This window comes from Weissella paramesenteroides, from assembly GCF_036327715.1.
In the GTDB taxonomy this organism is placed as follows: Bacteria; Bacillota; Bacilli; order Lactobacillales; family Lactobacillaceae; genus Weissella; species Weissella paramesenteroides.
In genome coordinates this window covers 1106315-1132683 of record NZ_CP130559.1, presented here as the reverse complement: position 1 = coordinate 1132683, position 26369 = coordinate 1106315, and the positions used below count along the sequence as shown (strand labels likewise).

Annotated in this window: 24 protein-coding genes; 22 read left to right on the top strand and 2 right to left on the bottom strand. The window is 37.1% G+C overall.

Translation table 11 applies throughout. The features are described from left to right. Nucleotides 1–28: 28 nt before the first annotated feature. The 17 genes from rbfA (at nucleotide 29) to QRX23_RS05430 (ending at nucleotide 16030) form a co-directional block, all read left to right on the top strand. On the top strand, nucleotides 29–382 hold the full coding sequence (gene rbfA, locus QRX23_RS05510) for a 30S ribosome-binding factor RbfA (protein ID WP_002826987.1): 354 nt from the start codon (nucleotides 29–31) through the stop codon (nucleotides 380–382). Nucleotides 383–502: 120 nt separating this feature from the next. Beyond that, entirely contained in the window at nucleotides 503–1414 is a 912-nt protein-coding gene (gene truB, locus QRX23_RS05505) for a tRNA pseudouridine(55) synthase TruB (protein WP_330154964.1), read from the top strand. 70 nt (nucleotides 1415–1484) lie between these two features. Next, nucleotides 1485–2420, top strand: coding sequence for a riboflavin biosynthesis protein RibF (ribF, locus tag QRX23_RS05500; protein ID WP_277362402.1), 936 nt, complete (start codon nucleotides 1485–1487; stop codon nucleotides 2418–2420). Between the two features lie 24 nt (nucleotides 2421–2444). Then, complete coding sequence (locus QRX23_RS05495) at nucleotides 2445–4139, top strand: NFACT RNA binding domain-containing protein (RefSeq protein ID WP_330154963.1); 1695 nt, start codon at nucleotides 2445–2447, stop codon at nucleotides 4137–4139. A gap of 133 nt (nucleotides 4140–4272) precedes the next feature. Beyond that, nucleotides 4273–4911, top strand: coding sequence for a copper homeostasis protein CutC (locus QRX23_RS05490; RefSeq protein ID WP_277362400.1), 639 nt, complete (start codon nucleotides 4273–4275; stop codon nucleotides 4909–4911). A 49-nt stretch (nucleotides 4912–4960) separates the two neighbouring features. Continuing rightward, nucleotides 4961–5377 carry a MarR family winged helix-turn-helix transcriptional regulator gene (locus QRX23_RS05485; RefSeq protein ID WP_040760037.1) on the top strand — a complete coding sequence of 139 codons (417 nt, stop codon included), beginning with the start codon at nucleotides 4961–4963 and terminating at the stop codon, nucleotides 5375–5377. A gap of 185 nt (nucleotides 5378–5562) precedes the next feature. After that, entirely contained in the window at nucleotides 5563–6429 is an 867-nt protein-coding gene (locus QRX23_RS05480; protein WP_131473483.1) for a DegV family protein, read from the top strand. 182 nt (nucleotides 6430–6611) lie between these two features. After that, a complete protein-coding gene (locus QRX23_RS05475; protein ID WP_330154962.1) occupies nucleotides 6612–7457 on the top strand; it encodes a DegV family protein in 846 nt (281 codons plus the stop codon). Nucleotides 7458–7578: 121 nt separating this feature from the next. Next, entirely contained in the window at nucleotides 7579–8451 is an 873-nt protein-coding gene (locus QRX23_RS05470) for a GDSL-type esterase/lipase family protein (protein WP_277362398.1), read from the top strand. A 1-nt stretch (nucleotide 8452) separates the two neighbouring features. Next, on the top strand, nucleotides 8453–9070 hold the full coding sequence (locus tag QRX23_RS05465) for a YpmS family protein (protein ID WP_330154961.1): 618 nt from the start codon (nucleotides 8453–8455) through the stop codon (nucleotides 9068–9070). Next, entirely contained in the window at nucleotides 9067–9288 is a 222-nt protein-coding gene (locus QRX23_RS05460) for a YozE family protein (protein ID WP_002826999.1), read from the top strand. Before QRX23_RS05465 ends, QRX23_RS05460 begins: the two co-directional genes overlap by 4 nt. 21 nt (nucleotides 9289–9309) lie before the next feature. Beyond that, nucleotides 9310–10182, top strand: a complete 873-nt coding sequence (ylqF, locus tag QRX23_RS05455; protein WP_330154960.1) for a ribosome biogenesis GTPase YlqF — start codon at nucleotides 9310–9312, stop codon at nucleotides 10180–10182. Further along, nucleotides 10175–10939 carry a ribonuclease HII gene (locus QRX23_RS05450; RefSeq protein ID WP_330154959.1) on the top strand — a complete coding sequence of 255 codons (765 nt, stop codon included), beginning with the start codon at nucleotides 10175–10177 and terminating at the stop codon, nucleotides 10937–10939. Before ylqF ends, QRX23_RS05450 begins: the two co-directional genes overlap by 8 nt. 47 nt (nucleotides 10940–10986) lie before the next feature. Continuing rightward, nucleotides 10987–11853: a DNA-processing protein DprA gene (gene dprA / locus QRX23_RS05445; RefSeq protein WP_330154958.1), complete on the top strand. Its 867-nt coding sequence runs from the start codon at nucleotides 10987–10989 to the stop codon at nucleotides 11851–11853. A 125-nt stretch (nucleotides 11854–11978) separates the two neighbouring features. Beyond that, nucleotides 11979–14120: a type I DNA topoisomerase gene (gene topA, locus QRX23_RS05440; protein ID WP_330154957.1), complete on the top strand. Its 2142-nt coding sequence runs from the start codon at nucleotides 11979–11981 to the stop codon at nucleotides 14118–14120. 28 nt (nucleotides 14121–14148) lie between these two features. After that, the gene (xerC, locus tag QRX23_RS05435) at nucleotides 14149–15075 is read left to right on the top strand and encodes a tyrosine recombinase XerC (protein ID WP_150222254.1); all 927 of its coding nucleotides are present in this window, start codon (nucleotides 14149–14151) and stop codon (nucleotides 15073–15075) included. Nucleotides 15076–15148: 73 nt separating this feature from the next. Further along, a complete protein-coding gene (locus tag QRX23_RS05430; protein ID WP_330154956.1) occupies nucleotides 15149–16030 on the top strand; it encodes an aldose 1-epimerase family protein in 882 nt (293 codons plus the stop codon). Between the two features lie 88 nt (nucleotides 16031–16118). On the opposite strand, the gene plsY is transcribed toward QRX23_RS05430, so the two are convergent. After that, nucleotides 16119–16745 (bottom strand): glycerol-3-phosphate 1-O-acyltransferase PlsY, encoded by a 627-nt coding sequence (gene plsY, locus QRX23_RS05425; protein ID WP_330154955.1) that lies wholly within the window; start codon nucleotides 16743–16745, stop codon nucleotides 16119–16121. 195 nt (nucleotides 16746–16940) lie between these two features. Between plsY and parE the strand changes: the two genes are divergently transcribed. The 3 genes from parE (at nucleotide 16941) to QRX23_RS05410 (ending at nucleotide 22437) form a co-directional block, all read left to right on the top strand. Continuing rightward, nucleotides 16941–18968 carry a DNA topoisomerase IV subunit B gene (gene parE, locus QRX23_RS05420; RefSeq protein ID WP_277362392.1) on the top strand — a complete coding sequence of 676 codons (2028 nt, stop codon included), beginning with the start codon at nucleotides 16941–16943 and terminating at the stop codon, nucleotides 18966–18968. A gap of 5 nt (nucleotides 18969–18973) precedes the next feature. Beyond that, nucleotides 18974–21433 (top strand): DNA topoisomerase IV subunit A, encoded by a 2460-nt coding sequence (gene parC, locus QRX23_RS05415; RefSeq protein ID WP_330154954.1) that lies wholly within the window; start codon nucleotides 18974–18976, stop codon nucleotides 21431–21433. Between the two features lie 77 nt (nucleotides 21434–21510). Then, a complete protein-coding gene (locus QRX23_RS05410; protein ID WP_330154953.1) occupies nucleotides 21511–22437 on the top strand; it encodes a manganese-dependent inorganic pyrophosphatase in 927 nt (308 codons plus the stop codon). Between the two features lie 72 nt (nucleotides 22438–22509). On the opposite strand, the gene QRX23_RS05405 is transcribed toward QRX23_RS05410, so the two are convergent. Next, on the bottom strand, nucleotides 22510–23127 hold the full coding sequence (locus tag QRX23_RS05405) for a GntR family transcriptional regulator (protein WP_330154952.1): 618 nt from the start codon (nucleotides 23125–23127) through the stop codon (nucleotides 22510–22512). A gap of 246 nt (nucleotides 23128–23373) precedes the next feature. On the opposite strand from QRX23_RS05405, the gene QRX23_RS05400 reads away from it, so the two are divergent. Both QRX23_RS05400 and QRX23_RS05395 read left to right on the top strand, forming a co-directional pair. Further along, entirely contained in the window at nucleotides 23374–24636 is a 1263-nt protein-coding gene (locus tag QRX23_RS05400; protein ID WP_330154951.1) for a quaternary amine ABC transporter ATP-binding protein, read from the top strand. A 1-nt stretch (nucleotide 24637) separates the two neighbouring features. After that, the gene (locus QRX23_RS05395) at nucleotides 24638–26365 is read left to right on the top strand and encodes an ABC transporter permease/substrate binding protein (protein WP_330154950.1); all 1728 of its coding nucleotides are present in this window, start codon (nucleotides 24638–24640) and stop codon (nucleotides 26363–26365) included. Nucleotides 26366–26369 lie beyond the last annotated feature (4 nt).

Here is a 26369-nt window from a genome sequence, read left to right as displayed (position 1 = left end):
GTATATATATTGATGGGAGGAAATTAATATGGCACAACAGAATTTTCGAGTTGGTCGCTTAGAACAAGAAATTCAACGAGAAATTAATGATTTATTGTTAAAGCGAATTCGTGATCCTCGTATTGAGGGTGTCACAGTCACTGGTGTAGAAGTCACTGGAGATTTGCAACAAGCAAAAATCTTTTATAGTGTGTTATCAGAATTAGCATCAGTTAACAAAAAGGCTGCAGAAGGTCTTGATGCAGCAACTGGATTAATTCGTAAAGAATTAGGTTCACGTTTGCGTATCTATAAAACACCAGAGTTAAAATTTGTTAAGGATGAATCTGTTCAATATGGTAATAAAATTGATGATTTAATTCGTCAATTACACCAAGACTAATCATACTTATTATTAATAGGCATGAGAATAATTAATGAAAGGGCATTTTTTACCAGCTTATTTTGGTATAAAAGCCCTTTTTATATACATATAATTACACAAAAATCGAAGGTGAGAAGTATGGACGGAATTATACCAATTTATAAAGATAAAGGGATGACTTCCCATGATGTTGTTTTTAAATTACGACGTATTTTAAAAATGAAAAAGATTGGACATGCTGGCACGCTTGATCCTAATGTTGACGGTGTTTTACCTGTGGCACTTGGTAAAGCGACAAAGACGATTGAATTTTTGCAAGAAACCGGGAAAATATATACGGGTTCAATCACACTCGGTATTGCAACAACGACAGAAGATATGGATGGAGATGTGATACAAACTCAGCATCTTGTTAAACCATTCTCAAACGATGAAATAAATAAGGGAATGCACACGTTGACAGGACATATCACTCAAATTCCGCCAATGTATTCTGCGGTTAAAGTTAACGGTCGTCGCTTGTATGATTATGCACGCGCTGGTGAAACTGTTGAACGGCCAAAGCGTGAAGCGGTAATTTATGAATTTAAAATGACATCCGCTACAACGTTTGATGAAAAAAAAGGCACACAAACATTTTCATTTTTAGCTAGAGTATCTAAGGGTACGTATATTAGAACGCTTGCTGTTGATTTAGGTAGGCAGTTACAAGTACCCTCAGTTATGAGCCAGTTAACAAGAATTAGCGCTGGCGGATATGATATTACTCAAGCACATCGTTTAGATGAAATTGCGCAACGTATGACAGAAAAAGGGTCATTAGGTGATTGGCTGATGCCACTTGAGACAGCGGTCGCACAATATCCGCACGTCGAATTAAATGATGAACAATGGGAAAAGGTAAAACATGGGATTGGGCAACCGGCAAGTCTGCATGAACCAACGACAGAAAAAATTGTTTTAACATATAAGGGTGATGTGAAATCAGTTTTTGCTTGGCGACCTGATAAAAATCAATATCGAACTTATCGTACTTTTTCAATAGAATGAAATGTTCTTAGAATAACATGTGTTATGATTAATACACTAATACACAAAAAAAGAGAAGAAGGGCTTACTGATGGAAGTTATTTATTTGCATCATCCATATGCGGTTAATCAAATAAAAAAAGAGCCAGTTGTTTTAGCAATGGGATTTTTTGATGGCGTGCATGCTGGGCATCGTATGGTTATTAAACGAGCTGCAGAGGAAGCAAAAAAAAGGGGTATCAAGCTAGCTGTTTTAACATATGATCATCACCCATCAATCGTATTTAAAACATATAATAAGCCACTTACTTATTTAACTAGATTACCTAAAAAATTGGCTTTATTGGCTGAATTGGGGGTTGATTTAACCTATGTTGTTAATTTCACATCTGAGTTTGCACAATTAACGCCACAGATTTTTGTCGATCAATATATGTTTGGACTACATGCTGAGGCTGTTGTTGCTGGATTCGACCATACTTATGGTCCTAAAAACGCTGATATGAAACATTTACCTCAATATGCACAAAGTCGCTTTGATGTGATTGAGGTCCAGCAAGTAAATGTGGATGGGAAAGAGAGTGCATCAACTACAGCACGGAAGATGGTTGATGAAGGTCGTTTAGATACATTAACACACCTATTGATGCGGCCATATGAGACAACAGGTTTAATTGTACATGGTGAGGCGAGAGGACGAGAATTAGGATATCCAACTGCCAATATCGAAACGACGCCGGGTGAGAGATTACCAGGTATTGGTGTGTATGTTGTAGAAATGAAAATTGACCAAACTTGGTATCCGGGTATGGCTTCAATTGGATATAACGTCACTTTTGGTGAAAATAGACCCAAAACAGTTGAAATTAACTTATTTAATTTTAGTCGTGCTATTTATGGTGAAAATGTACAAATTAAATGGCATCATTACTTACGTGGTGAGGTGAAATTTAATAATGTACAGGAGCTAATTGATCAATTGGCCGAAGACGAAAAAGAGGCGCAGGCATTTCTACTAAACCTTTAGTCAGAAAGGAAAGTGATAAATAATATGTCATTCGATGGACTTTTTACACATGCAATGGTGCATGAGTTAAATGATAAATTAGCTGGTGGACGAATCATGAAAATTCATCAACCATATGCGAATGAAATTTTTTTGATTATTCGACATAATCGACAAAATTTTCCAGTTTTATTGAGTGCCCATCCAGCATTTGCTCGTGCACAGATTTCCAAAATAAAATATACCAATCCGCAAACTGCACCAAATTTTGCAATGATGCTACGTAAGCATCTTGAAGGATCAAAACTAATTAAAATTGAACAAGTTGAAAATGATCGTATTATTCGATTTGTGACGTCAGGACGCGATGAACTTGGTGATGAAGAGCAAACAACATTGATTTTAGAGATGATGGGCCGTCATTCAAACTTGTTTTTAGTAGACGAGGCAACGCAACGAATTATTGACTTAATTAAACATGTACCTGCAGATCAAAATCGAGTTCGAACTTTGATGCCTGGAGGAACTTATATTTTGCCCCCTAAGCAAAATGTTATCAATCCATTCGAAAGCTTGGATGGGTTGGCCAATATTATTTTAGATAATCCTAAAACTAATGACTTGGCAAAGGAAATTCAACAACATTTCCAAGGTTTCGCCCATGACTCTGCCAATGAGTTGGCACATGTTTTGCAACAATCGGGTGATTCACTAGCAATCACAACTTCGTGGTTAAACCATTTTAACAAACCTGAACCAGAGTTAATCAGTACGGATAAAGGGGTAGCTTTTACACCATTTAATTGGGTAACGATTGATGGCATTAAAGCACCTTACGAGTCTTTAAGTGAACTTTTAGACGCTTATTTTGCGGAGAAATCTGAGCGTGATCGGGTACAGCAACAAGCGGTAATTGTTTTGCGAACTGTTCGTAATGAATTAAAAAAGAATAAGAAAAAAATTCAAAAACAAAAGAATGAACTAGCTAATGCTGACCATGCTGACGAATATCGTGTAAAAGGTGAGTTGTTAACCACGTATATGTCTCAGATTAAACGTGGTATGACAGAGATTGAATTACCAAATTATTATGATGACAATAGGTTAATGAAAATAACCTTGTCTAACCAAATTGGTCCATCTCAAAATGCACAAAAGTATTTCACAAAGTACAACAAATTAAAGAATTCAGTAAAATATTTGCATTCACAGATTGCTTTAGCACAGCAGGAAGTTGATTACTTTGAAACACTACTAGCACAGATAGACATTGCTTCACCAAAAGATATTGCTGAAATCAGAGAGGAACTAACACAAGAGGGTTATCTTCGGGTACAGCGTAAAAAGAAACAGAAACCAAAAGTTAGCCAACCTGAAAAATTCTATGCCACTGATGGTACATTGATTGAAGTAGGGAAAAATAATTTGCAGAATGAACGATTATCGATGAAGACTGCGGCAAAGTCTGATATTTGGTTGCATACAAAAGATATTCCGGGTTCACATGTTATTATTCACGATAATGAGCCGACAGATCAAACTTTGTTTGAAGGGGCAATGTTAGCAGCTTATTTTTCAAAAGCACGTGAATCGGCCAACGTTCCAGTAGATTATTTACCGGTTGGACGATTGAGAAAGCCAAATGGTTCTAAACCAGGCTTTGTTATTTTTGAAGGACAAACAACAATGACTGTTACCCCAGAGGCACAATTAGTGCAGAAATTACGACAAAATAATTAAAAAAAACTTTAAAGTCAGGTTAATAACGTGTATTAATCTGTCTTTTTTAGTATCTTATGTATAAAAAGAATTTCATCACATTTTTTAAAATTGGTAGGTCGTGTTCTGGGCGAGTAGATTGGAGGGATCATATATGGAAAAAGAAATTGCATTGGCTGATATACCAACAATGAAAGCCGCAATCTCTGCTGGGGTAAATCGTGTTGAATTAAATGCTAATCTTGAGTTAGGTGGTTTAACACCAGACCCAAAGACAGTCGCAATGGCAGTTCAGCTTGCTGAGAAATCTCAAGTTGATTTAGTTGTGATGATTCGGCCTCGATCAGGTGATTTTAATTATACTTATTCCGAGATTGAAATGATGCGACAATCTATTCTAACTTTTAAAAGTTTGGGTGTTAAAATGGTTACCTTTGGTGTGGTTGATGCTAAGGGCCGTTTAGCTCGTCACTATATGTTAAAACTACTTGAAGCGGCGAAACCAATGAAAGTTGTTTACCACATGGCTTTTGATGCGATTGACGTGAGTTGTCAGTCACAAGCTTTACAATGGCTATATCAATATGGTGTTGTTCGTGTCTTGACGCATGGGGGGACATTACGTACGGGTATCGAAGAAACAATTCCTCATTTACAGGAAATTATTGCAATGGCCCCCAAAGGGCTGACCATCATGCCTGGCGGTGGTGTGACGTATATGAACGCGTCTCGGGTGGCAGCTGTTCTTGGCGTAAATGACGTTCATGGATCTAAAATTGTAAGACTATCATGATTTATAAATTGGTGGTTATTGGCAAGCGTGCAATCATGTGGAGGTTGAAATGAAAACAATTCTTGAAGCGCTTCGGCAGACTGAAAAACAATATAAAACGGCTTTAACAAAAATTACCAAAGACAATGGCGTAACCATTGCAGAATGGCAGCTCTTACAGCATTTAGATGATGAAATTGATACGCAAGATAAACTATCAGTTGATACGGGCCTTGATAATTCAACTTTATCACGACAACTACACTCATTAGTTAAAAAAGAGTTGGTAGCCAGTGAAGCTATTGGCAAGGATCATAGACAACTGATATATAAACTCACAATTCTCGGATCAGATACTTTAATGGCAATTAATGAAAAACATCGATTTTTTCAAGAAAATGTTTTTAAAGTATGGTCAGAAGAAGAAACTAGTATGTTACAAATTCTATTAAATCGTTTGAATAAATCAATGACAAAACCTTTTTAGACTGCGAATAATTTAATCGAACTGAAAACATTACTAATTTGTGTTATGATTTAATATCGAGTGATTAAGTCATTATATATACAAGAATAAGTTCTTAGAATAGTTAATTACATACACAAAAATTACGTAAGAACAAATTAGGCGTGCGTCTACACGTTAAATGACTTTGAAAGGATTTTATTAAAATGAAACTTGCAGTCGTCACTGATTCAACAGCATATTTGGATCAAGAAGAAATTGATAAATATGATATTAGGGTCATGTCATTACCGGTTATCATTGATGGGACAACGTATCATGAAGGTATTGATATTACAACAGAAGAATTTTATGAAAAATTAGCTAATGCTTCAGAATTTCCAACAACTTCTCAGCCAGCAATTGGCGATTGGCTATCGTTATTTGAATCACTAAAACAAGAAGGTTATGATGGTGCAATTGTCATAAACTTAGCATCAACAATTTCAGGAACAGTTAATACAGTTGCTGGCTTAGATAGCATGATAGATGATTTTAAGGTTTATGGTTATGACTCAAAGATAACGGTCCGTTTGATGGGACACCTAGTAATGAAGGCCGCACAATTAGTTAAAAAAGGTGAATCTATCGACAACATCATTAAAGTATTGGATGAACTTTCAGCAACAATTGATGAGTGTTTTATTGTTGATGATTTACAAAATCTAGTTCGAGGTGGTCGTCTATCAAATGCTTCTGCATTTATTGGGACAATGTTGAAGATTAAACCTTTATTAACTTTTGACGACGAGACCAATCAAATTGTGCCATTTGAAAAAGTGCGTTCAATGAAAAAAGCCATGCAACGTGCAGAAATTTTATTTGCACAGGCGAAAGAGGCAGCAGATTATCCGCTACGTGCAATGGTTATTCAGGGAAATGATAAAGAGGCCGGTCAGGCTTGGCATGATAAACTACAAAAAGAATATCCAGATATGCGTATCGAATTTAGTTATATCGGACCAGTTATTGGTGCACACTTAGGCAAGGGTGCATTAGCTTTAGCTTGGCTACGAGACCCAGATTCCTTATAAGAAATGTCACGAAAGTTGTTGTAATCTTTAAAATAGAATACTGCAACTTTTTTTGTAGCAGGAACGTCATTTAGTTATAAAAACCAGATTATCGGTTTTTATATATCAGATAATTGAAAAATTCTAAAAAAAATGAGATAATTAAACATAATGAATTACAAGAAAACGGGGAATTAAATATTATGGCCCAAGTAAAAATTGTTACTGATTCAACAGCAATGTTATTACCACATGAGATTGAAAAATATGATATAAAAATTATTCCACTAACAATTACGGTTGATGGTGTAACCTATCAAGATGGTATTACCATATCACCAGTTGAATTTATGGACAAAATGGCTGCATCTAAAAGTTTGCCACAAACTTCTCAACCAGCATTAGGTGTTTTTACAGAAATTTACGAACCATTAGTTGCTGATGGCTCATCTGTTATTTCAATTCACTTAACAAAAGGGCTATCTGGTTCTGTAGATGCAGCACGTCAAGCTGCAATGATGGTTGATGGAGATGTAACGGTTATAGATTCTGGTTTAATTGATCGCTCACTTGGTATGGTTGTTTTAGCAGCAGCTGAAAAGGCCGCTAATGGTGCATCGCGAGATGAAGTATTGGCCGAAATTAAATCAGTAAAAGAAAAAACGGAACAATATTTGACGGTCTCAAAACTTGACAATCTTGTTGCCGGTGGTCGTTTGTCAAAAACAGCAGGTTTGTTAGCAGGTATGTTAAATATTCGCATCGGTGCACATGTTGTTGAGGGAAATATTAATGTTGAGACTAAGGGTCGTGGTGCCAAATCAACTAAAGCCTATATACAAAAAATTATAGAAGTACTTCAAGCAGCACCAAAGGGTGTACATGCAATTGGAATTTCAACTGCCGGTATTCCAGATGAAAGAGAAACATTAGGCGAACAATTACGAATGCTTTTCCCAGGGGTAGAAGTGGTATTGCAACAGACTACGCCGATTGTTGCGACACACACTGGTGATGGCGCAATTGGGTTTAGTTATCAGTTAAATTAATAAGTAATATTAATGTGAACTAGCGAGATGTGTTAATCTCGCTTTTTTCGTGTTGCCATAAAATATGGTAAAATTATTAATTAGGTTATTGTTATTGAACGATAGAAAGGAGCCACCTGTTATGCCAAGAAAGATGTATTTAGTATTGACCAGTTTATTGGCTTTTTTCCTAATCGAGGTCACAACAGTACATGCAGATAGTAAAGATAGCATTAACTTTGTTGCAGTTGGCGATTCACTAACTGAAGGAGTTGGTGATACAACAAAACAACAGGGGTACACCAAGCGAACGGCAAAGCAAATTTCAAAAAAATACAATGTGAAAGTTGATACATCAAATTATGGAAAAGCTGGCGATCGTTCTGATCAAATTTTAGCGCGTATTAAAGCAAATGCCCAGGCTAAAAAAGATATAAAAAATGCAGATGTTATCACTCTGACAGTTGGTGGCAATGATTTGCAACAAACCTTATTTAAGGCAGTATTAGCTAGGTCTGAATCTGCTGTTACAAGGCAAGTTGAAAAAGCAATGCCAGATTATACTGAAAATTTAACGAGGTTGATTAATTACCTAAAGAAACAAAATAAACAAGCGCCTATTTATCTATTTGGTAATTATAATCCACTGTATGTTTATTTAGCTAACCGGAATGATTTAAACGATGATGTAAAAATATATAATGATATAAATGCAAATTTAGCATCTGTAGATGATCGTGTATATTATGTATCTACATTTAGAACATTAACGTTTGGTCAATATAAAACCAAAGCATCACGTGAAAAATTACAAAAGAAATCTGAAGCTGCTAATCGCGGATCATTAAATAATAAAATGGTAACGGAAACACTAACTTCGGGAAAAAATGAAGAACTAAATCAATATATAACAACGCAGGATCACTACCATCCAAATAATTTAGGTTATGATAAGATGAGTGCTTTATTGGTAAAAAAAATGTCATTAAGTGAACAAGATTGGTTGAAAAAATAAGATGAAACAAGACAATGTACGGTCAAATATAGATGAGATTATTCGTCAGTCACAAAAAAGAGGCTTTTTAAAAGGAATATTAGGAACGATACTTGTATTAGTTATTTTAAGTACAGTTCTGTTATTCCTGCCACAGAGCCATCAACATGTAACGGATTCACGACCAGAAATTGGTCAGGCATCGTTTGAGGTTAGTGTTAGTCGCAAGGAGTTGAATGCTCTTGTTGAAAAATACATTAACGCTGATCCATCTTTACGTCATCAATTTCGCTTTGAAATGCAAAAGAAAGGTATGATGTTGTACGGTACATATAAGCTTTTTGGTCAATCTGTTGATTTCGGTATGAGAATGACACCAGAAGTTACAAAGCATGGTGGGATATTACTTCATGCAGATTCAGTTGCTGTGGGACAATTACCTTTGCCTATGAAATATGTGATGGATTATTTTGGTAAAAAAGTCGATCTACCTAATTGGTTGACATTGGATGCACAGAAAAAAACGTTGTTAATTGATTTAGGTAAGGCACCAAAGGTACAAGGTGTCCATGTGAAGGCAGTTCAAATTAATCCCGAAAAGGATAAGTTTGTGTTCAGAGGAGGATTTTCGGACAAATGAGACGCCCATTTTTCCAATGGCTAATGACTCAGCGTAATCCAGTGACGAGTGATGAAGTTGAAAATTTTGCCAATGCAGCTTTTTATGATACACAGTTTCCAAAACAATCTGATGACTTTGACTTAATTTCAAGATATTTGGAAGAAAATGCCACTTATTTATACAATATGTCAATATTTGATCAAGCCTGGTCAGAATATAAAGCGTCAGAAGAATAAAAGAATTTAAAGGAGAATAACATGTCTCAAATTATACAATGGTTTCCAGGACATATGGCCAAAGCCTTTCGCCTTATGCGTGAGAATTTAAAGCATGTGGATATTGTTTTTGAATTGGTTGATGCACGTATCCCATTGTCATCTCGTAATCCAGAGTTAGATGATGTACTTGGAGATAAACCTCGATTATTAATCATGACAAAAACGGATTTGGCAGATCCTGAACGGACAAGTATTTGGCGGAGTTATTTTGAATCACAGGGATTAACAGTTGTATCTTTGGATACGCGAGGACATAAAACACCTCAGATTATTACGAAAGCAGCACGTGTTGTACTGGCAGATAAGTGGCAAAATTTGGAAGAAAAGGGTGTTCAAGATAAAGCAATCCGTGCATTAGTAGCAGGAATTCCAAATGTTGGTAAATCAACGTTACTGAATCATTTGGTGACCAAAAATATTGCAATAACTGGCGATCGCCCTGGTGTCACTAAAAAACTACAATGGTTAAAGACACCAACCAATCTTGAACTGCTAGATACACCAGGTGTTTTATGGCCAAAATTTGTTGATCAACGGGTTGGCCAACATCTAGCCATGACTGGTGCAATTAAAGATCAGTTAATTAATTTGGATGATATTGCTTTGGCGGCATTAAAATTCTTTAGAGACTATAATGCAGAGGCGATTACGACACGTTACCACCTAAATTCATCAATTTGGGAAGAAAAATCTGATGTAGATATTTTACTTACGATAACTGAAAAATTAGGATTTAAAGATGATTATGATCGAGCATCTGAAAGATTATTGATTGACTTAAGACGTGGTAAATTAGGGCGATATACATTAGAATTACCAAGCGATCATATTGGTGAGGTAGTGGATGACTAAAACAGAGACAATTATTGAAATTAAACGGTTATTATTTCAGCAACCATCTTCTGAAGATATTGCCCGATGGCAAGCTGATGAGCGCATTGGTGTACAAAAGTTGTTGCGTCAATATGAAAAAAAACAAGAAAAAATTTTATTCCAACAAAGAGCGTTTAATAAGCGATTAAACTTTGAAAGAAAAGCATGGCAACAGGGGAAAGTTGTAGCTGGTATCGATGAAGTTGGGAGAGGTCCACTGGCAGGCCCAGTTGTTGCGGCAGCTGTTGTCATTGATGATAGTTTTGATATGACAATCGTTCATGACTCTAAACAACTTTCTGAAAAAACACGCCAATCCATTGATACAGAAATACGTGAAAAAGTTGTGGATTTTGCATTTGGGGTGGTAGATGCAAAAGATATTGATCGATTAAATATTTATGAAGCTTCTAGAGTGGCCATGCTTCAATCTGTAGAAGCCTTGAGTGTTCCAATTGATGGGTTACTTATTGATGCGATGACAGTTGATTTAGAAATCCCACAAGAAAAATTAATTAAAGGTGATGATCGAAGTATTTCGATTGGCGCTGCATCAATTTTGGCTAAAAATTATCGAGATAATTTAATGAAAGATTTTGCACAGCAATTTCCAGGTTATGGATTTGAGCACAATGCAGGGTATGGTACTGCTGAACATTTAGCGGGATTAAATACATTAGGTATTACACCAATTCATCGCAAATCATTTGCGCCAGTCAAAAAATTTTTGAATTAATGAACAAATCACGTTGCCAAGTGTCCTTTTTATAAAGGAGACGTATAATGGCACAACGTGATTTTTTATTATGGTTATTAATGATTCCAGGATTAAGCATAAAAGGACGTTACCGCATTTGGATTTACTTAAAAGAAAATAAATTATCAAAATTATCTTGGCAACAGATATTAACTATTAGTAAAATGCGGCAATCACAGCGAAATGAGGCAACTTACTGGTTTAAAGAAACGAATTGGCAGGTCGAGTGGCATAAATTGCAAGACCAGACGTATATTGCAATTTGTGATGCGGCGTATCCAATAACGTTATCTGAGTGTATTGATGCACCTATTTGTTTATTCTATAAAGGCGATTTATCATTATTGGTACAACCATTAGTTGCTATTGTAGGATCTAGGCAGGCCACAACATATGGTATAAGTGTTTTAAAATCATGGATACCAGGTTTAACTGCGGCAGGACTAACCACAGTTTCGGGGCTGGCAGCAGGGATTGATGAGTTGACGCATCGTGAAACCATCAAAGCAAATGGTCAAACAATTGCAATTATAGGTACGGGATTTGATTATGCCTATCCAAAACATTGTGAAGATCTTCAAAATACGATTAGTCAGTTAGGGTTATTATTATCTGAATATTTACCGTGGCAAGGACCAAAAAGACATCATTTTCCAGAAAGAAATCGAATTATTTCAGGTTTATGCCAAGTTTGTTTGGTCATTGAGGCTAAAAAAAGGTCTGGATCACTTATTACAGCTATGTTAGCGTTAGAACAGAATCGCACAGTTATGGCATTACCTGGACGGATTGACGGACAATATTCTGTCGGAACAAACGAACTGATTTTAGCTGGTGCGACACCGGTTTTGTCGGTTGATCAAATCGTTTTAGAATTTGCAAATTTTTACTAATTTTTGTATGTATCATACAATGAGTATTTGGCAAAGTTTCGTTGTATAGTGTATAGTACAATATTGTTAGGAACTTAGACTAATGAAAATAATAAATTAAACTACAAGAAAAGAGGTGCACGCAAATGGCTTCACAGACTGCTGTTAAAGAAAAAAAGGCGCGTGCGGTGAAATCAACGACGACAAAAACTAAATCTCGAGCGAAGACAAAGGCAAAGCAAAAAAAGAATTTAGTGATTGTTGAATCACCATCAAAAGCAAAAACAATTGAAAAATATCTGGGACGAAACTATAAAGTAGTCGCAAGTATTGGTCATATTCGTGATTTACCTAAGTCAACTATGGGTGTGGATATCGAAAACGATTACCAGCCAAAGTACATTAATATACGCGGTAAGGGCGATATTATTAAATCTTTAAAGAAAGAAGCAAAGGCTTCTAAACATGTCTATCTGGCATCCGATCCGGATCGAGAAGGGGAAGCGATTGCTTGGCATTTATCACATATTCTAGATCTTGATGTAGATGCAAGCGATAACCGTGTGGTATTTAATGAAATCACTAAAGATGCAGTGAAAGACGCTTTTAAACATCCTAGAAAAATTAATATGGATCTTGTCGATGCACAACAAGCTCGACGTGTCTTAGATCGTTTGGTTGGGTATTCATTATCACCTATTCTATGGAAGAAAGTTAAAAAAGGATTGTCTGCAGGTCGTGTACAATCAATAGCTTTAGGGCTTGTCATTAAACGTGAGCAAGAAATTCAGACATTCCAACCAGATGAATATTGGTCATTGGATACAATGTTCAAAAAAGATCGTACAAAATTTAAGGCTGTGTTTTATGGCCTTGATGGTAAAAAGGCAGCTTTACCAGATAACGATGCTGTTCAAGAGGTTTTGAAAAAGCTAGATCGAACAGCACCATTTAATATTACTAATGTTGTTACGAAGGATCGCAAGCGCAATCCACAACCACCTTTTACCACTTCAACAATGCAACAAGCAGCTAATACGCAGTTGAATTTTAAAACTCGTAAAACCATGATGGCAGCCCAACAGCTGTATGAAGGAATTAATTTGGGTGGTAAAAATGGCACGGTTGGATTAATTACTTATATGCGTACTGATTCGGTTCGATTATCTGATACTGCCAAAACAGAAGCAGCATCATTTATTAATGATGAGTATGGTTCAGAGTATGCGGCTACTAAGCCAGTCGAGGGAAAGCAACAAGAAGGTGCGCAAGATGCGCATGAGGCTATTCGACCAACATCAGTTTTCCGTACGCCATCATCTGTAAAAGATAAATTAACGAATGATCAATTTAAGTTATATCAGTTGATTTGGTCACGATTTGTTGCCAGTCAAATGACACCAGAAATTTTAGCTACGATGGCAGTAACCATTGAACAAAATGGTGTAACTTTCCGTGCTAATGGTTCACAAACTAAGTTTGCTGGATTTACAAAGGCATACCCAGCTGCAAAAAATAAAGATAATAAATTACCTAGCTTGGCAACTGGCGATGCTGTGGATATGGTGTCAATGTCACCTGAGCAGCACTTTACACAGCCACCAGCCCGATACACTGAAGCAACCTTGGTGAGAGCGTTGGAAGAGAATGGTGTTGGACGCCCATCTACATATGCGGCAACGATAGAAACAATTCAACGTCGAGCCTATGTTCGGTTAGACACCAAAAAATTTGTGCCAACTGAACTGGGAGAACTGGTTCAAAATACTGTTCAAGAGTTTTTCCCAGATGTGACCAACATTAAATTTACGGCTCAAGTTGAGACAGACTTAGATAATGTGGAAGCTGGTCAAAAATATTGGGTGAAAGTAGTTGACGATTTCTTTACACCTTTCTCAAAAGAATTAGAGACAGCTGAAAAAGAGATGGAAAAGATTGTCCTAAAGGATGAGCTGGCAGGTTTTGATTGTGATATTTGTGGTGCACCAATGCTTAAGAAATTAGGTAGATATGGTAAGTTTTATGCTTGCTCTCGCTTCCCGGATTGTCGCAATACTAAAACAATTGTGGAAGAGATCGGGCTACTTTGTCCTAAGTGTAAGATGGGACAAATCGTTGAGCGAAAGACAAAACGTGGTCGCAAGTTTTATGGATGCTCACGTTATCCTGAATGTGACTTTGTCTCATGGGACAAGCCAACGGAAAAAACGTTACCAGATGGTACAACACCTAAAGATGAAACCAATGATAAAGAAAATTCAGTAGAGACATCAAAAACTTCGAAATAGCATTCATATTTAGTGAGGGGTTGAAGTTATGACTGTAAATGAAGCTGAGCGTGCAAAGCAACTTTTTTTAGATTATTTACGTATTGAGAGACAATATTCACTTGAAACACAAAAAGCTTATGAGGGCGATATTGCCGAATTTTTGACATTTTTGTCAGGAACACAAGCTACTAAAAGTATCGTTTTATCAAATATTACGTCATTTGATGTACGTGTATTTTTATCTGAACTTTACGAAAAAGGGGATGGCTCAAGGACAATTGCTCGAAAAGTTAGCTCTTTGCGTAGTTTTTATCGATTTTTAATTAACAATGAAATGGTGGCTGAAAACCCTTTTGTTGGTATTGTTTTAAAAAAGCCAGGACAACATTTACCACGCTATTTTTATCAAAAAGAATTAACGAAAATGTTCGATGTGGTGATGACAGATCAATCCGCACTAGGACTTAGAAATCATTTATTGTTAGAAATGCTTTATGGTACAGGGGCACGAGTATCAGAAATCGCAAATATGACTTTACAGAATGTTGATAGTCATGCACGTGTTGTAACCATTACTGGAAAAGGAAATAAAACACGAATTGTGCCTTTTGGTCGTTATGCGGCCGATGCGTTAGCAAAATATTTGAAAACGGGGCGCCCTGTATTAGCAAGTAAGCAAGCTGATACGTCCAATAAATTATTTTTGAACCAACGTGGTGCACCAGTTACTACGGCAGGTATCGAATATATTTTAAAGCAAATTGGGAAAAAGGCAGGACTGACACAAGAAGTAACTGCGCATATGTTTAGGCACACTTTTGCAACTGACCTTTTAAATAACCAAGCTGATTTGAGAACTGTTCAACAATTATTAGGACATAGTAGTCTAAGTACAACACAAATATATACGCATGTGACGACAGATGCTTTACAAAAGAGTTATCGTAACTTTTTTCCCAGGGCTTCAGAGTAAGCAGATAATAAATTGGTAAAGACCAATTTTATTTGGTATCATTATGGTATTATCTAGTTATTTTGGAGGGGTTATGTCAGTCAAACTTGAAAATGAAAATATAATTGTAAAAATATCAGAAATGGGTGCAGAACTTACAAGCGTTAAGCGACGGGGCTCTGGTATGGAATATATGTGGACAGCGGATCCTAATTTTTGGGGTCGACATGCACCAAATCTATTTCCGATTGTTGGTCGTCTGAAAGGAGACCGCTATAAATATCGAGATAAGACATACTTTATGACACAACATGGTTTTGCTCGTGATAATGAATTCGATTTAGTGGAAAAAACCAGTACAATGGCTAGACTTCGTTTAGTAGATACAGAAGAAACTCAGTCAATTTATCCATTTCATTTTCAGTTTGATATCATTTTTAGATTAACTGATCAAGATATGCTGGGAATTACTTATGTTGTTACGAATACTGATACTCATGATATTTACTTTTCAGTAGGTGGTCACCCAGGTTTCCGTGTACCACTTGAAGCAGGTGATAAATTTACAGATTATTATGTCAATGTCGATCCAAAACGTAAATATGCGCGCTCAAAGCTTGTGGGTCCTTATTTAGACAATAATTTAGATACCACGTTTAATTCAGATATTCCACTTCGTTTACGATATGATGATTACAAAGATGATGCCATTATTTTACGACTAGATGGTAATCCTGTATCCATTATATTGGCTAAATTACGAGAGTCACATGGGATAACAATGCATGTCCAGGATGCCAAGTATTTGGGTATTTGGACGCCTTATGGTAAGGATGCACCTTTTGTTTGCTTGGAACCATGGTGGGGAATTGCGGACACTGTTGACGCTGATGGACTAATAAATCATAAATATGCAATCAATAGTTTGGCGCCTGCACAAACATTTACAGGGTCATACTCACTATCATTTTTCTAAAATTATTAAATAAAAAAGCTCTCTCAAAGGCTAGAATGAAAACACATTAAAATGTGTATTTCAATTAACTAGCTTTGAGAGAGTTTTTTTATGATTTTTTTGATAACCAATAGATGAGTCCAAAGGGTACTTTTGATTCTGTACCATTTAAAATTCGTTTAACATTGCTACGGTGTCGGTAGAATACAAATACGGTTAATACAAGCGCTATAGTTGCTAAAAACCAATCGTGAAGCCAGAATGCTGATAGTAGGGTAACGACTGTAAAACCAAGCATTGAGCCAACAGAGACCATACTAGTGAGCAAAATTGCTGTTATAAAGGCAATCACAGCGGCGAGGAACATAACTGGACTATAGAGTAATAACACCCCAACAGAAGTAGCAACGGCCTTGCCACCCTTAAATCCAATCCATATAGAGAATGTATGTCCCGAAATGGCACCTAATCCGACTACCATAAACATCCAATGTGGTGCAGATCCCCAGATAGTTGCCATTGAAGCACCTAAGATTCCTTTACATAAATCTAAAATCAAGACCACTACACCAGGAAATGTGCCAAGTGTTCTAAAAGTATTCGTTGTGCCGATATTTCCAGATCCCAACTCCAATATATTCTTTTTATAAAAAATTTTTCCAATCCAATATCCTGATGGAATTGATCCAAATAAATAAGCCAACACAAAACTAATAATAAAATGAAAAATCGTCACGACGATATCTCCTTAAATGTATTTTAATAATTGCATGGTTCTATTTTATTAAAGAACGTTATCTATTCTAGCATGTTTCTAACGTTTGAGACTTTAAATTTTTTTAATAGTATTGCGTCAGAGGTCAGTTTTGAGCTATTATGAAATTTGAAACGCGTTAAAACGCACGTTAAATTATATGAAAGGGAAACGTCCATGACAAAGAAAAATGATTATTCGGATGATTCCATTACAGTTTTAGAAGGACTGGAAGCAGTTCGCAAACGACCGGGAATGTATATTGGTTCGACAGATGGTAAAGGCCTTCATCACTTAGTGTATGAGATCTTTGATAATGCTGTTGATGAGGCATTGGCCGGTTATGGTGATGAAATCAATGTAACCATTCATGAAAACAATGCCATTACAGTGGTAGATCATGGCCGTGGTATGCCTGTGGGGATGCATTCGTCTGGTAAACCAACACCAGAGGTTATCTTGACGGTTTTACACGCTGGTGGAAAATTTGGTCAGGGTGGTTATAAAACATCCGGTGGGCTGCATGGTGTTGGCTCATCAGTCGTTAATGCATTATCTAGTGACTTAGTTGTCACAATTGTACGTGATGGGGTAAAATATCAGGAACATTTTATAAATGGCGGGCATCCTGATGGTACCCTAAAGAAAATCGGTAAAACAAAAGAAACGTCGGGTACTACCGTTACTTTTAAACCAGATCCAAAGATTTTTTCAACAACGATTTATAATTTTAATACATTAGCTGAAAGGTTACGTGAATCTGCGTTCCTACTTAGAAATGTAAAAATTACCTTGACTGATGAACGACCAGGACAAGAACAAACAGAAACTTATCATTTCCCAGAAGGTATCAAGGCGTTTGTTGATTATCTAAACGAAGATAAGGATACACTAGGCGATATCATGTATTTTGAAGGTACCGCGCAAGGGGTCGAAGTTGAAGTATCAGCACAGTATAATGATGGTTTCTCTGAGACAATGATGTCTTTCGTGAATAATGTGCGTACCCCAGATGGTGGGACCCACGAAGCTGGGTTAAGATCAGCATGGACAAAAGCATTTAATGAATATGCCCGACGAGTAAACCTTTTGAAAGAAAAAGATAAGAATCTTGAAGGATCAGATGTTCGTGAAGGATTATCTGCAGTTATTTCTTTACGAATTCCAGAGAATATTCTTCAGTTTGAAGGCCAAACAAAAGAAAAATTGGGGACGCCGGAAGCTAGAACAATTGTTGATAATATCATTACGGAACAGCTTGGTTTCTATCTAATGGAAAATGGTGAGTTTTCCCAGAGTTTAATTCGAAAGTCGCTTCGTGCTCGAGAGGCTCGAGAGGCTGCTAGAAAGGCGCGTGATGAAGCCCGATCTGGAAAAAAGAAGGGTAAAAGTGAGCGTTTATTATCTGGAAAATTGACCCCAGCACAATCGAAAAATGCTAATCAAAATGAGCTTTTCCTAGTTGAGGGTGATTCTGCCGGTGGTTCTGCTAAGCAAGGACGAAATCGTAAATTCCAAGCCATTTTACCTTTACGAGGTAAAGTGTTAAATACTGAAAAAGCCAAGTTACAAGATATCATGAAAAATGAAGAGATATCGACGATTATTTATACCATTGGTGCTGGAGTTGGCCCAGAATTTAAAGTAGCTGATGCAAATTATGATAAGATCATTATCATGACAGATGCGGATGATGACGGTGCACATATTCAGACGCTATTACTAACATTCTTTTATAAGTATATGCGTCCATTAATTGATGCTGGTAAAGTATACATTGCCTTACCGCCGTTGTATATGTTACGTAAGGGTAAAGGAAAACAACAAAAAATTGAATATGCGTGGACAGATAGTCAGTTAGCTACGGCAGAAGAAACGGTTGGTCGCGGTTATACACTACAACGCTTTAAGGGGCTTGGAGAAATGAATGCCGAGCAACTTTGGGCAACAACAATGGACCCAACGCAACGTACATTGATTCGAGTTAAAATTGATGATGCGATGTTAGCTGAAAAAAGGGTGACAACATTGATGGGTGATAAGGTAGAACCACGTCGTAAATGGATTGAAAGTAACGTAGCCTTTAATTTAGTCGAAGAGGGTGATACCTTGCTTGACGAAGCTGCTCAAGGCGAAGAACTTGATTCACAAAGTAAAGAATTTGTTGCGCCAATTATAGAAAGCTGGCAAGACAAAAAGGAGTAATCTGAATGGTAGAAACTGGAAATATTCAAGAATTAAGTCTAGAAGCGGTAATGGGTGACCGTTTTGGACGATATTCAAAGTACATCATTCAAGAGCGTGCATTACCAGATATTCGTGATGGGTTAAAACCTGTACAGCGTCGTATTTTGTACGCTATGAATAAGGATGGCAATACTTTTGATAAACAATTCCGTAAATCTGCGAAGTCAGTTGGAAATGTTATGGGTAATTTCCACCCACATGGTGATTCTTCAATTTATGAGGCGTTAGTACGAATGTCGCAAGATTGGAAATTGCGTGCACCACTAATTGAAATGCATGGAAACAATGGTTCTATTGATAATGATCCGCCTGCAGCAATGCGTTATACAGAAGCACGTTTATCTAAGCTAGCGGGGGAAATGTTACGTGACTTGGATAAAGAAACTGTTGATATGGTATTGAACTTTGACGATACCGAATATGAACCAACCGTTTTACCAGCTCACTTTCCTAACCTATTAGTAAATGGGGCTACGGGTATTTCGGCCGGATATGCAACAGATATTCCACCGCACAATTTAGGTGAAGTGATTGATGCTTTGATCTATTTATTAGCACATCCTAATGCTAGCTTGGAAGATCTAATGGGCTTTGTTCAAGGACCTGACTTCCCAACCGGCGGTATTATTCAAGGGGTTGACGGTATTAAGTCGGCTTATAAAAATGGTCGTGGACGAATCGTCGTGCGATCAAAAACTGAAATAATAGCCTTAAAGGGTGGTAAATCACAGATTCAAATTAGTGAAATTCCATACGAAGTAAATAAAGCAACCTTAGTTAAAAAAATTGATGAAATTCGTTTAAATAAGGATGTATCAGGTATTGTTGAAGTACGAGATGAATCTGATCGTGATGGTTTGTCAATTGCCATTGAGTTAAGTAAAGATGCAAATGTTCAAGGAATCTTAGCATATTTGTTAAAGAAGACTGATTTGCAGGTAACTTATAATTTTAATATGGTGGCAATTCACAATTTACGTCCAGAACGAGTTGGGTTAAAGACGGCTTTACAAGCATTTTTAGATCATCAAGTTGAAATTATTACAAAACGAACTGAGTATGATTTACGTAAAGCGAAAGAACGACAACATATAGTTACCGGGTTAATCAAAGCGCTTTCAATTCTTGATGAAGTGATTGCAACGATTCGTAGTTCTGAAGATCGTAAAAATGCCAAACAAAATTTGGTTGATAAATATGACTTTACACTAGAACAGGCTGAAGCAATCGTTACTTTACAATTGTATCGGTTAACGAATACAGATGTGACTCAATTGCAGGCGGAGTTTGAAGAACTTTCCGACAGAATCATGCATTTTAATGCTATTTTGTCTGAACCAAAAGTATTACGTCAAGAATTACGCCAAGAATTGAAGTCAATTAAGAAGGAATATAATTCACCTCGATTAACGACAATCGAGGCAGATGTTCAGGAATTAAAGTATGATTCAACGGTGACAGTAGCCGATGAGGATGTTGCAGTACTCGTTTCAAAAATGGGTTACGTTAAACGGTCCTCATTACGGTCATTTAAGGCTTCAGGGGATGAAAATGGGCTGCGTGATGATGATGAACCGCTATTTATTGAACGTGTAAATACTTTACAACACATGTTTATTTTTACAAATAAAGGTCATGTGATTTACCGACCTATACATGAGTTGCCAGAATTTAAATGGAAAGAACCTGGTGAACATTTATCACAGACGGTTAGCGGATTTATTTCTGATGAAGAAATTATTCATGTTGAGATTGTGAATGATATAAATTCACTTGAAGGAACTTGGTTGAGTGCAACCAATGATGGTTACATTAAGCAGTTTAATTTTGAAGATTTAACTCCTAGAAGTACGTATAAAAAGCGTAGTACAGTCTATATGAAGTTAAAGGCTGATGATTCATCAATCATTGGTTTGGAGTATCTATCAATTGGTGCAGCAAGTGATCGGACAGTGATTCTAACGACGAAACATGCTGTTGGATTACGTTACGATGTTACTGAAGTGCCACTTTCTGGTAATCGGACAGCCGGAGTAAAGGCAATGAATCTCGCAGATAGTGACAATATTATCAACATGTCTACTGCTACAGAAAAACAAGCGTTGGCGATTATTACCCATCGGGGTGCTTTTAAATGGATGCCAGTGAGTGAGATTCCAATTACTAGTCGTGCTCGTAAAGGTGTGGCAATCATGCGTGAGTTAAAGAAAGACTCTCACGAGATTATTGCAACGATTGTCATAGATCAGCAAGTGCCATCAGCATTGTCAATTTATACCAGTCGAGGCAAAAGATTTGATGTGTCGCCGAAAGATCATGCGTTAAGTCAACGTTATAGTAATGGCAGCTTCATTATTGATACGGATACAGATGGACAGCCAACGACTATCAAATTATATGATGAAACAAAAGTTGAAAATTAATGTTTTCTAGATGTTTCGCAATTAAAAATGGTGTATTATTAGAATAATAAAGAAATAATGAATTGGAGAATTATCTGATGACTAAAACATTGGTTTTTGGACACCAAAATCCTGACACAGACACAATTGCATCTGCTGTTTCTGCAGCATACTTTTTAAATAAAGCATATCAAGTTGAGACTGAAGCCGCCGCCTTAGGTACACCTAACGCAGAGACTGAGTATGCATTAAACTATTTTAAAGTAGATGCACCACGTATCATTGAAAAAGCTGATACTGACGAAGTAATTTTGGTTGATCATAATGAAGCAAGTCAATCAGTTGCAAATTTGGCTGATGTGACCGTGACCGGTGTATATGATCATCATAAAATTAATTTTACTTCAGCTGCACCATTATGGTTCATCAACAAGCCTCTTGGATCTGTTGCGACTGTACTTTATTATGAGTACAAAAATGCAGATATTGAGATTCCAGCAAAAATTGCTGGGTTGATGCTTTCAGCGATTATTTCTGATACGCTTTTGTTAAAGAGTCCAACAACGACACCGTTAGATAAGCCAGCATTGGAAGATTTAGCAAAGATTGCGGGCTTGGATGACTATGAAGCCTATGGTTTGGAAATGTTAAAAGCTGGTACAGATTTATCAACTAAGACAGCAAAAGAGCTAATTGATGGTGATGCGAAGTCATTTGAGTTAGCTGGTAAGACTATCCGTATTGGTCAAGTTAATACCGTTGATGTCAATGATGTCTTTGCTCGTCGTGACGAAATTGTTTCCGCAATTGAATCAGAGTTAGCAGATGATGGCTACGATACTTTCGTGTTTGTTGTTACCAATATCTTGGATTCAGACTCAGATATTCTTGTACTGGGAGAGGATCAAGAAAAAGTTGCAGCTGCATTTGGCGTAAAGTTAGTTGATGGTCGCGCTTCATTGCCAGGAGTTGTTTCTCGTAAGAAGCAAGTTGTACCACCACTTACCACTGCGTTTGAAGGATAAAAAAGAATTGCTGGTTAAAATCCTTATTAGGGATTTTAACCAGCAATTTTTTGTTTGCGGTAAACTGAACAGTTATTCATAAAAGAGATTATAGACATTTTGTACGCTTAATTCATCACCAACAAAGTAGAGTGTATCGTTTCTCTGTATTTTGGCATATGGTCCAGGGGATAGGGTTAAGCGATTTTCATGTATAATACCAACTAGTGTGGTGCCAGTTCGATGCCAAAAATTCAATTCACTGACTGTCTTATCAAACATAGGTGAGTCATCAATTAACTTTAATTCATATGGTCGAAATGGATTGTGTTTCTTGTAATACTGTGTTTGTTCAATAAACGCGTTTAGCGATTGCGTTAATGTGACCAGACCAGCTTGTTGCGTTTCAATTTGTTTCGCCAGATCCGTCTGTAAGTTTTGCAGATTCTGTGCATCACTTTCAGAGTTAATAAATTCTTGGGCTTTATCACGCGAAATGATAATCGCACCGCTGCCATGATGAGTTTCAACGATACCTAAGTCTTCTAAAATACTAATTGCACGGCGTGCTGTTTCTGAAGACACACCATAACTGGTTGCTAGGGTTGATCGCGCATGAATTTTTGTACCTACTTGTAATTGACCATTACTAATCTGTTCAGCAATTCGTAAAGCGATTGTCCGATAACGAGGTTGCTTAATTGCTGGCATAATATCCTCCTAAAATTAGTCATATAAATAAAGAATACCATATATTTCAGAAAACGTATGCTATTAAAAATTATAAAAAAATAATTGGTACGGTTTTTAATTTACTTGTTTATTATTAATACTTAATATTTGCATATGATTGGTATAGCTGATACAATTTGACCAAAGTGACAACCTTATGTTTACAATAGAATTGTCACTTAGCGAAAGCAACTAGCCTTTCGAGCAAGTAGGAGGAGAAAATATATGTCAAAGGTAAAAATTGAACACCTGACTAAGATTTTCGGAAAGCGTGTTAAGCCAGCATTACAGTTGGTTGAACAACATGAATCAAAAACTGAAATCTTAAAGAAGACAGGAGCAACTGTTGGTGTATATGACGCTAACTTATCTGTCGAAGAAGGTGAAATTTTTGTTATCATGGGTCTGTCTGGATCAGGTAAATCAACATTGATTCGATTATTGAATCGATTAATTGAGCCAACATCAGGTCATATCTATATTGATGATGAAGATGTTTCAAAATTAAATAAAGAAAAACTGTTGGATGTGCGACGGAAAAAAATGAGTATGGTTTTCCAAAGCTTTGGATTATTCCCACATCGTACGATTTTGCAAAACACGGAGTATGGTCTTGAAGTAAAGGGTGTACCAAAGGCCGAACGACGTGAAAAAGCTGAAAAAGCTTTAGAAAATGCAAATTTGTTGGCTTTTAAGGATCAATATCCCAATCAATTATCTGGAGGTATGCAGCAACGTGTCGGATTAGCTCGTGCGTTAGCTAATGACCCTGAGATTCTACTAATGGATGAGGCCTTCTCAGCCTTGGATCCGTTGATTCGTCGTGATATGCAAGATGAATTGTTAGATTTGCAAGAGCAATATCAAAAGACGATTATCTTTATTTCTCACGATTTGAATGAAGCACTTCGTATTGGTGATCGTATTGCGATTATGAAAGACGGGGAAGTCGTTCAAGTGGGTACTGGAGAAGAAATTGTTACACAACCTGCTAACGATTATGTTCGTGCCTTCGTTGAAGATGTGGATCGGTCAAAGGTATTAACGGCTGAAAACATTATGATTGCACCTTTCTTTACAAATATTGAGGTCGATGGTCCTAATGTTGCCCTAAAGAAGATGCGTACAGAAGAGGTTTCTGGTCTAATTGCTGTTGACCGTCGCCGTCAGTTCCGCGGTTATATTACTAGTGAGGATGCGATCCGAGCTCGTACGGAGGGACTATCGTTGGCTGATGTTGCAACACAGATTCCGACTGTTGAACCAGATATGTTGGTGATGGACATTATGCCAATTATTTATGATTCGCCAACGCCATTAGCTGTTGTAGAAAATGGACGATTGCGTGGTATTTTGATTCGTGGTCGTGTTCTTGAAGCATTGGCTGAAAATGGTCAGTCAGACGAAGCTGAAGCAGTTGAAGAAGAAATCGAAAAGAAATATGCTGAATCTGGGTCGAATCAAGTAGAGACGAAGGAGGAAGTATAAAATGTTTGTTTTAGCAAGTTTATTTCCTAAAATACCTTTAGGTCCTTGGGTTGATTCAGGAATTGATTGGTTAACGGCGCATTTGAGTGGTCTCTTTGATGCGATTCAAAAAGGTGGTAACGCCGTCATGGATACAATGACTGGTGCGTTATCAGCAATTCCAGTTTGGTTATTTATTATAGGAATGACCATCTTTGCAATCCTAATGTTTGGTAAAAAGTGGGGGATCCCATTTTTCACGTTTATTGGGTTAATTATTGTTGAGAATCAGGGCCTGTGGTCTGATTTGATGAGCACGTTTACCTTGGTCATTATTTCTAGTTTGATATCTGTGATTATTGGTGTGCCACTTGGAATTTGGATGGCTAAAAATGAAACGGTTAATAAAATCGTGCAGCCAATCTTAGACTTTATGCAAACAATGCCTGCCTTTGTTTATTTGATTCCAGCAGTTGCATTCTTTGGTATTGGTGTTGTTCCAGGTGTGTTTGCGTCTGTTATTTTCGCATTACCACCAACAGTTCGTATGTCAAATCTTGGTATTCGTCAGGTACCGACCGACTTAGTTGAAGCAGCGGATTCTTTTGGATCAACTGGAAAACAAAAGTTGTTTAAGGTTGAATTGCCACTGGCTCAAGGAACCATTTTTTCTGGAATTAATCAAACATTGATGTTAGCTCTTTCAATGGTGGTTATTGCATCTATGATTGGTGCGCCAGGATTGGGGCGTGGTGTTCTATCAGCCGTACAAAATGCTGACATTGGTAAAGGGTTTGTTAATGGATTCTCACTAGTTGTATTGGCAATTATTATTGATCGATTTACACAAAAACTTAATCGAACACCAGCAGACAAGTCAACACCATCAAAGCACCATTGGAAAGGTTGGACTGCTCTTGCAGTTGCAGTCGCTATGATTGGTGGTGGTGTTGTGACCTCATTAACTTCTGCAAGTTCACATAAAGAGTCAGTTAAATTGGTTTATGTGCAATGGGATTCAGAAGTTGCATCAAGTAATGTCTTGGCGCAAGCAATGCGTCAGCATGGATACCAAGTCGATTTAACACCACTAGATAACTCAATTATGTGGCAGTCGATTGCGAATGGACAAGCAGATGCCTCTGTATCAGCTTGGTTACCAAATACGCATAAGGCACAATATAAGAAGTATAAGAACGATATTGACCTTCTTGGACCTAACTTGAAGGGTGCGACAACTGGATTAGTTGTACCTAAGTACATGAAGGTTGATTCAATTGCTGATTTGAAGAATGAAGCCGGTAAGAAGGTAACAGCTATTGAGCCAGGTGCAGGTGTTACTAAGAACGCTGAGAAGGCTATTAAAGATTACGGTCTAAATAGTCAAGGATGGCAAGTTACACCATCATCATCAGGTGCAATGGCAGTTGCCCTAGGTAAAGCCATTAAGGCAAAGCAAGATATTGTTGTTACTGGTTGGGAACCACATTGGATGTTCCAAAAGTATGATTTGAAGTATCTAAAGGATCCAAAGAAATCATTTGGTGGTGCTGAGTCTATTAATACAATGACTCGTAAAGATTTGAAGCAAGATAAGCCGGACGCATACAAGGTCTTAAAGAAGTTTAAGTGGACTAAGGAAGATATGGGTAAGGTCATGCTTGATATTCAAAATGGTAAATCACCAAAGCAAGCCGCAAACACTTGGATTAAGAATAATCAATCAAAGGTTGATTCTTGGTTCAAGTAAGGGA

Excerpts from the sequence above, each read along its gene's own strand:
- rbfA (WP_002826987.1), top strand. The coding sequence starts at position 29 with ATGGCACAACAGAATTTTCGAGTTGGTCGCTTAGAACAAGAAATTCAA.
- truB (WP_330154964.1), top strand. The coding sequence starts at position 503 with ATGGACGGAATTATACCAATTTATAAAGATAAAGGGATGACTTCCCAT.
- ribF (WP_277362402.1), top strand. The coding sequence starts at position 1,485 with ATGGAAGTTATTTATTTGCATCATCCATATGCGGTTAATCAAATAAAA.
- QRX23_RS05495 (WP_330154963.1), top strand. The coding sequence starts at position 2,445 with ATGTCATTCGATGGACTTTTTACACATGCAATGGTGCATGAGTTAAAT.
- QRX23_RS05490 (WP_277362400.1), top strand. The coding sequence starts at position 4,273 with ATGGAAAAAGAAATTGCATTGGCTGATATACCAACAATGAAAGCCGCA.
- QRX23_RS05485 (WP_040760037.1), top strand. The coding sequence starts at position 4,961 with ATGAAAACAATTCTTGAAGCGCTTCGGCAGACTGAAAAACAATATAAA.
- QRX23_RS05480 (WP_131473483.1), top strand. The coding sequence starts at position 5,563 with ATGAAACTTGCAGTCGTCACTGATTCAACAGCATATTTGGATCAAGAA.
- QRX23_RS05475 (WP_330154962.1), top strand. The coding sequence starts at position 6,612 with ATGGCCCAAGTAAAAATTGTTACTGATTCAACAGCAATGTTATTACCA.
- QRX23_RS05470 (WP_277362398.1), top strand. The coding sequence starts at position 7,579 with ATGCCAAGAAAGATGTATTTAGTATTGACCAGTTTATTGGCTTTTTTC.
- QRX23_RS05465 (WP_330154961.1), top strand. The coding sequence starts at position 8,453 with ATGAAACAAGACAATGTACGGTCAAATATAGATGAGATTATTCGTCAG.
- QRX23_RS05460 (WP_002826999.1), top strand. The coding sequence starts at position 9,067 with ATGAGACGCCCATTTTTCCAATGGCTAATGACTCAGCGTAATCCAGTG.
- ylqF (WP_330154960.1), top strand. The coding sequence starts at position 9,310 with ATGTCTCAAATTATACAATGGTTTCCAGGACATATGGCCAAAGCCTTT.
- QRX23_RS05450 (WP_330154959.1), top strand. The coding sequence starts at position 10,175 with ATGACTAAAACAGAGACAATTATTGAAATTAAACGGTTATTATTTCAG.
- dprA (WP_330154958.1), top strand. The coding sequence starts at position 10,987 with ATGGCACAACGTGATTTTTTATTATGGTTATTAATGATTCCAGGATTA.
- topA (WP_330154957.1), top strand. The coding sequence starts at position 11,979 with ATGGCTTCACAGACTGCTGTTAAAGAAAAAAAGGCGCGTGCGGTGAAA.
- xerC (WP_150222254.1), top strand. The coding sequence starts at position 14,149 with ATGACTGTAAATGAAGCTGAGCGTGCAAAGCAACTTTTTTTAGATTAT.
- QRX23_RS05430 (WP_330154956.1), top strand. The coding sequence starts at position 15,149 with ATGTCAGTCAAACTTGAAAATGAAAATATAATTGTAAAAATATCAGAA.
- parE (WP_277362392.1), top strand. The coding sequence starts at position 16,941 with ATGACAAAGAAAAATGATTATTCGGATGATTCCATTACAGTTTTAGAA.
- parC (WP_330154954.1), top strand. The coding sequence starts at position 18,974 with ATGGTAGAAACTGGAAATATTCAAGAATTAAGTCTAGAAGCGGTAATG.
- QRX23_RS05410 (WP_330154953.1), top strand. The coding sequence starts at position 21,511 with ATGACTAAAACATTGGTTTTTGGACACCAAAATCCTGACACAGACACA.
- QRX23_RS05405 (WP_330154952.1), bottom strand. The coding sequence starts at position 23,127 with ATGCCAGCAATTAAGCAACCTCGTTATCGGACAATCGCTTTACGAATT.
- QRX23_RS05400 (WP_330154951.1), top strand. The coding sequence starts at position 23,374 with ATGTCAAAGGTAAAAATTGAACACCTGACTAAGATTTTCGGAAAGCGT.
- QRX23_RS05395 (WP_330154950.1), top strand. The coding sequence starts at position 24,638 with ATGTTTGTTTTAGCAAGTTTATTTCCTAAAATACCTTTAGGTCCTTGG.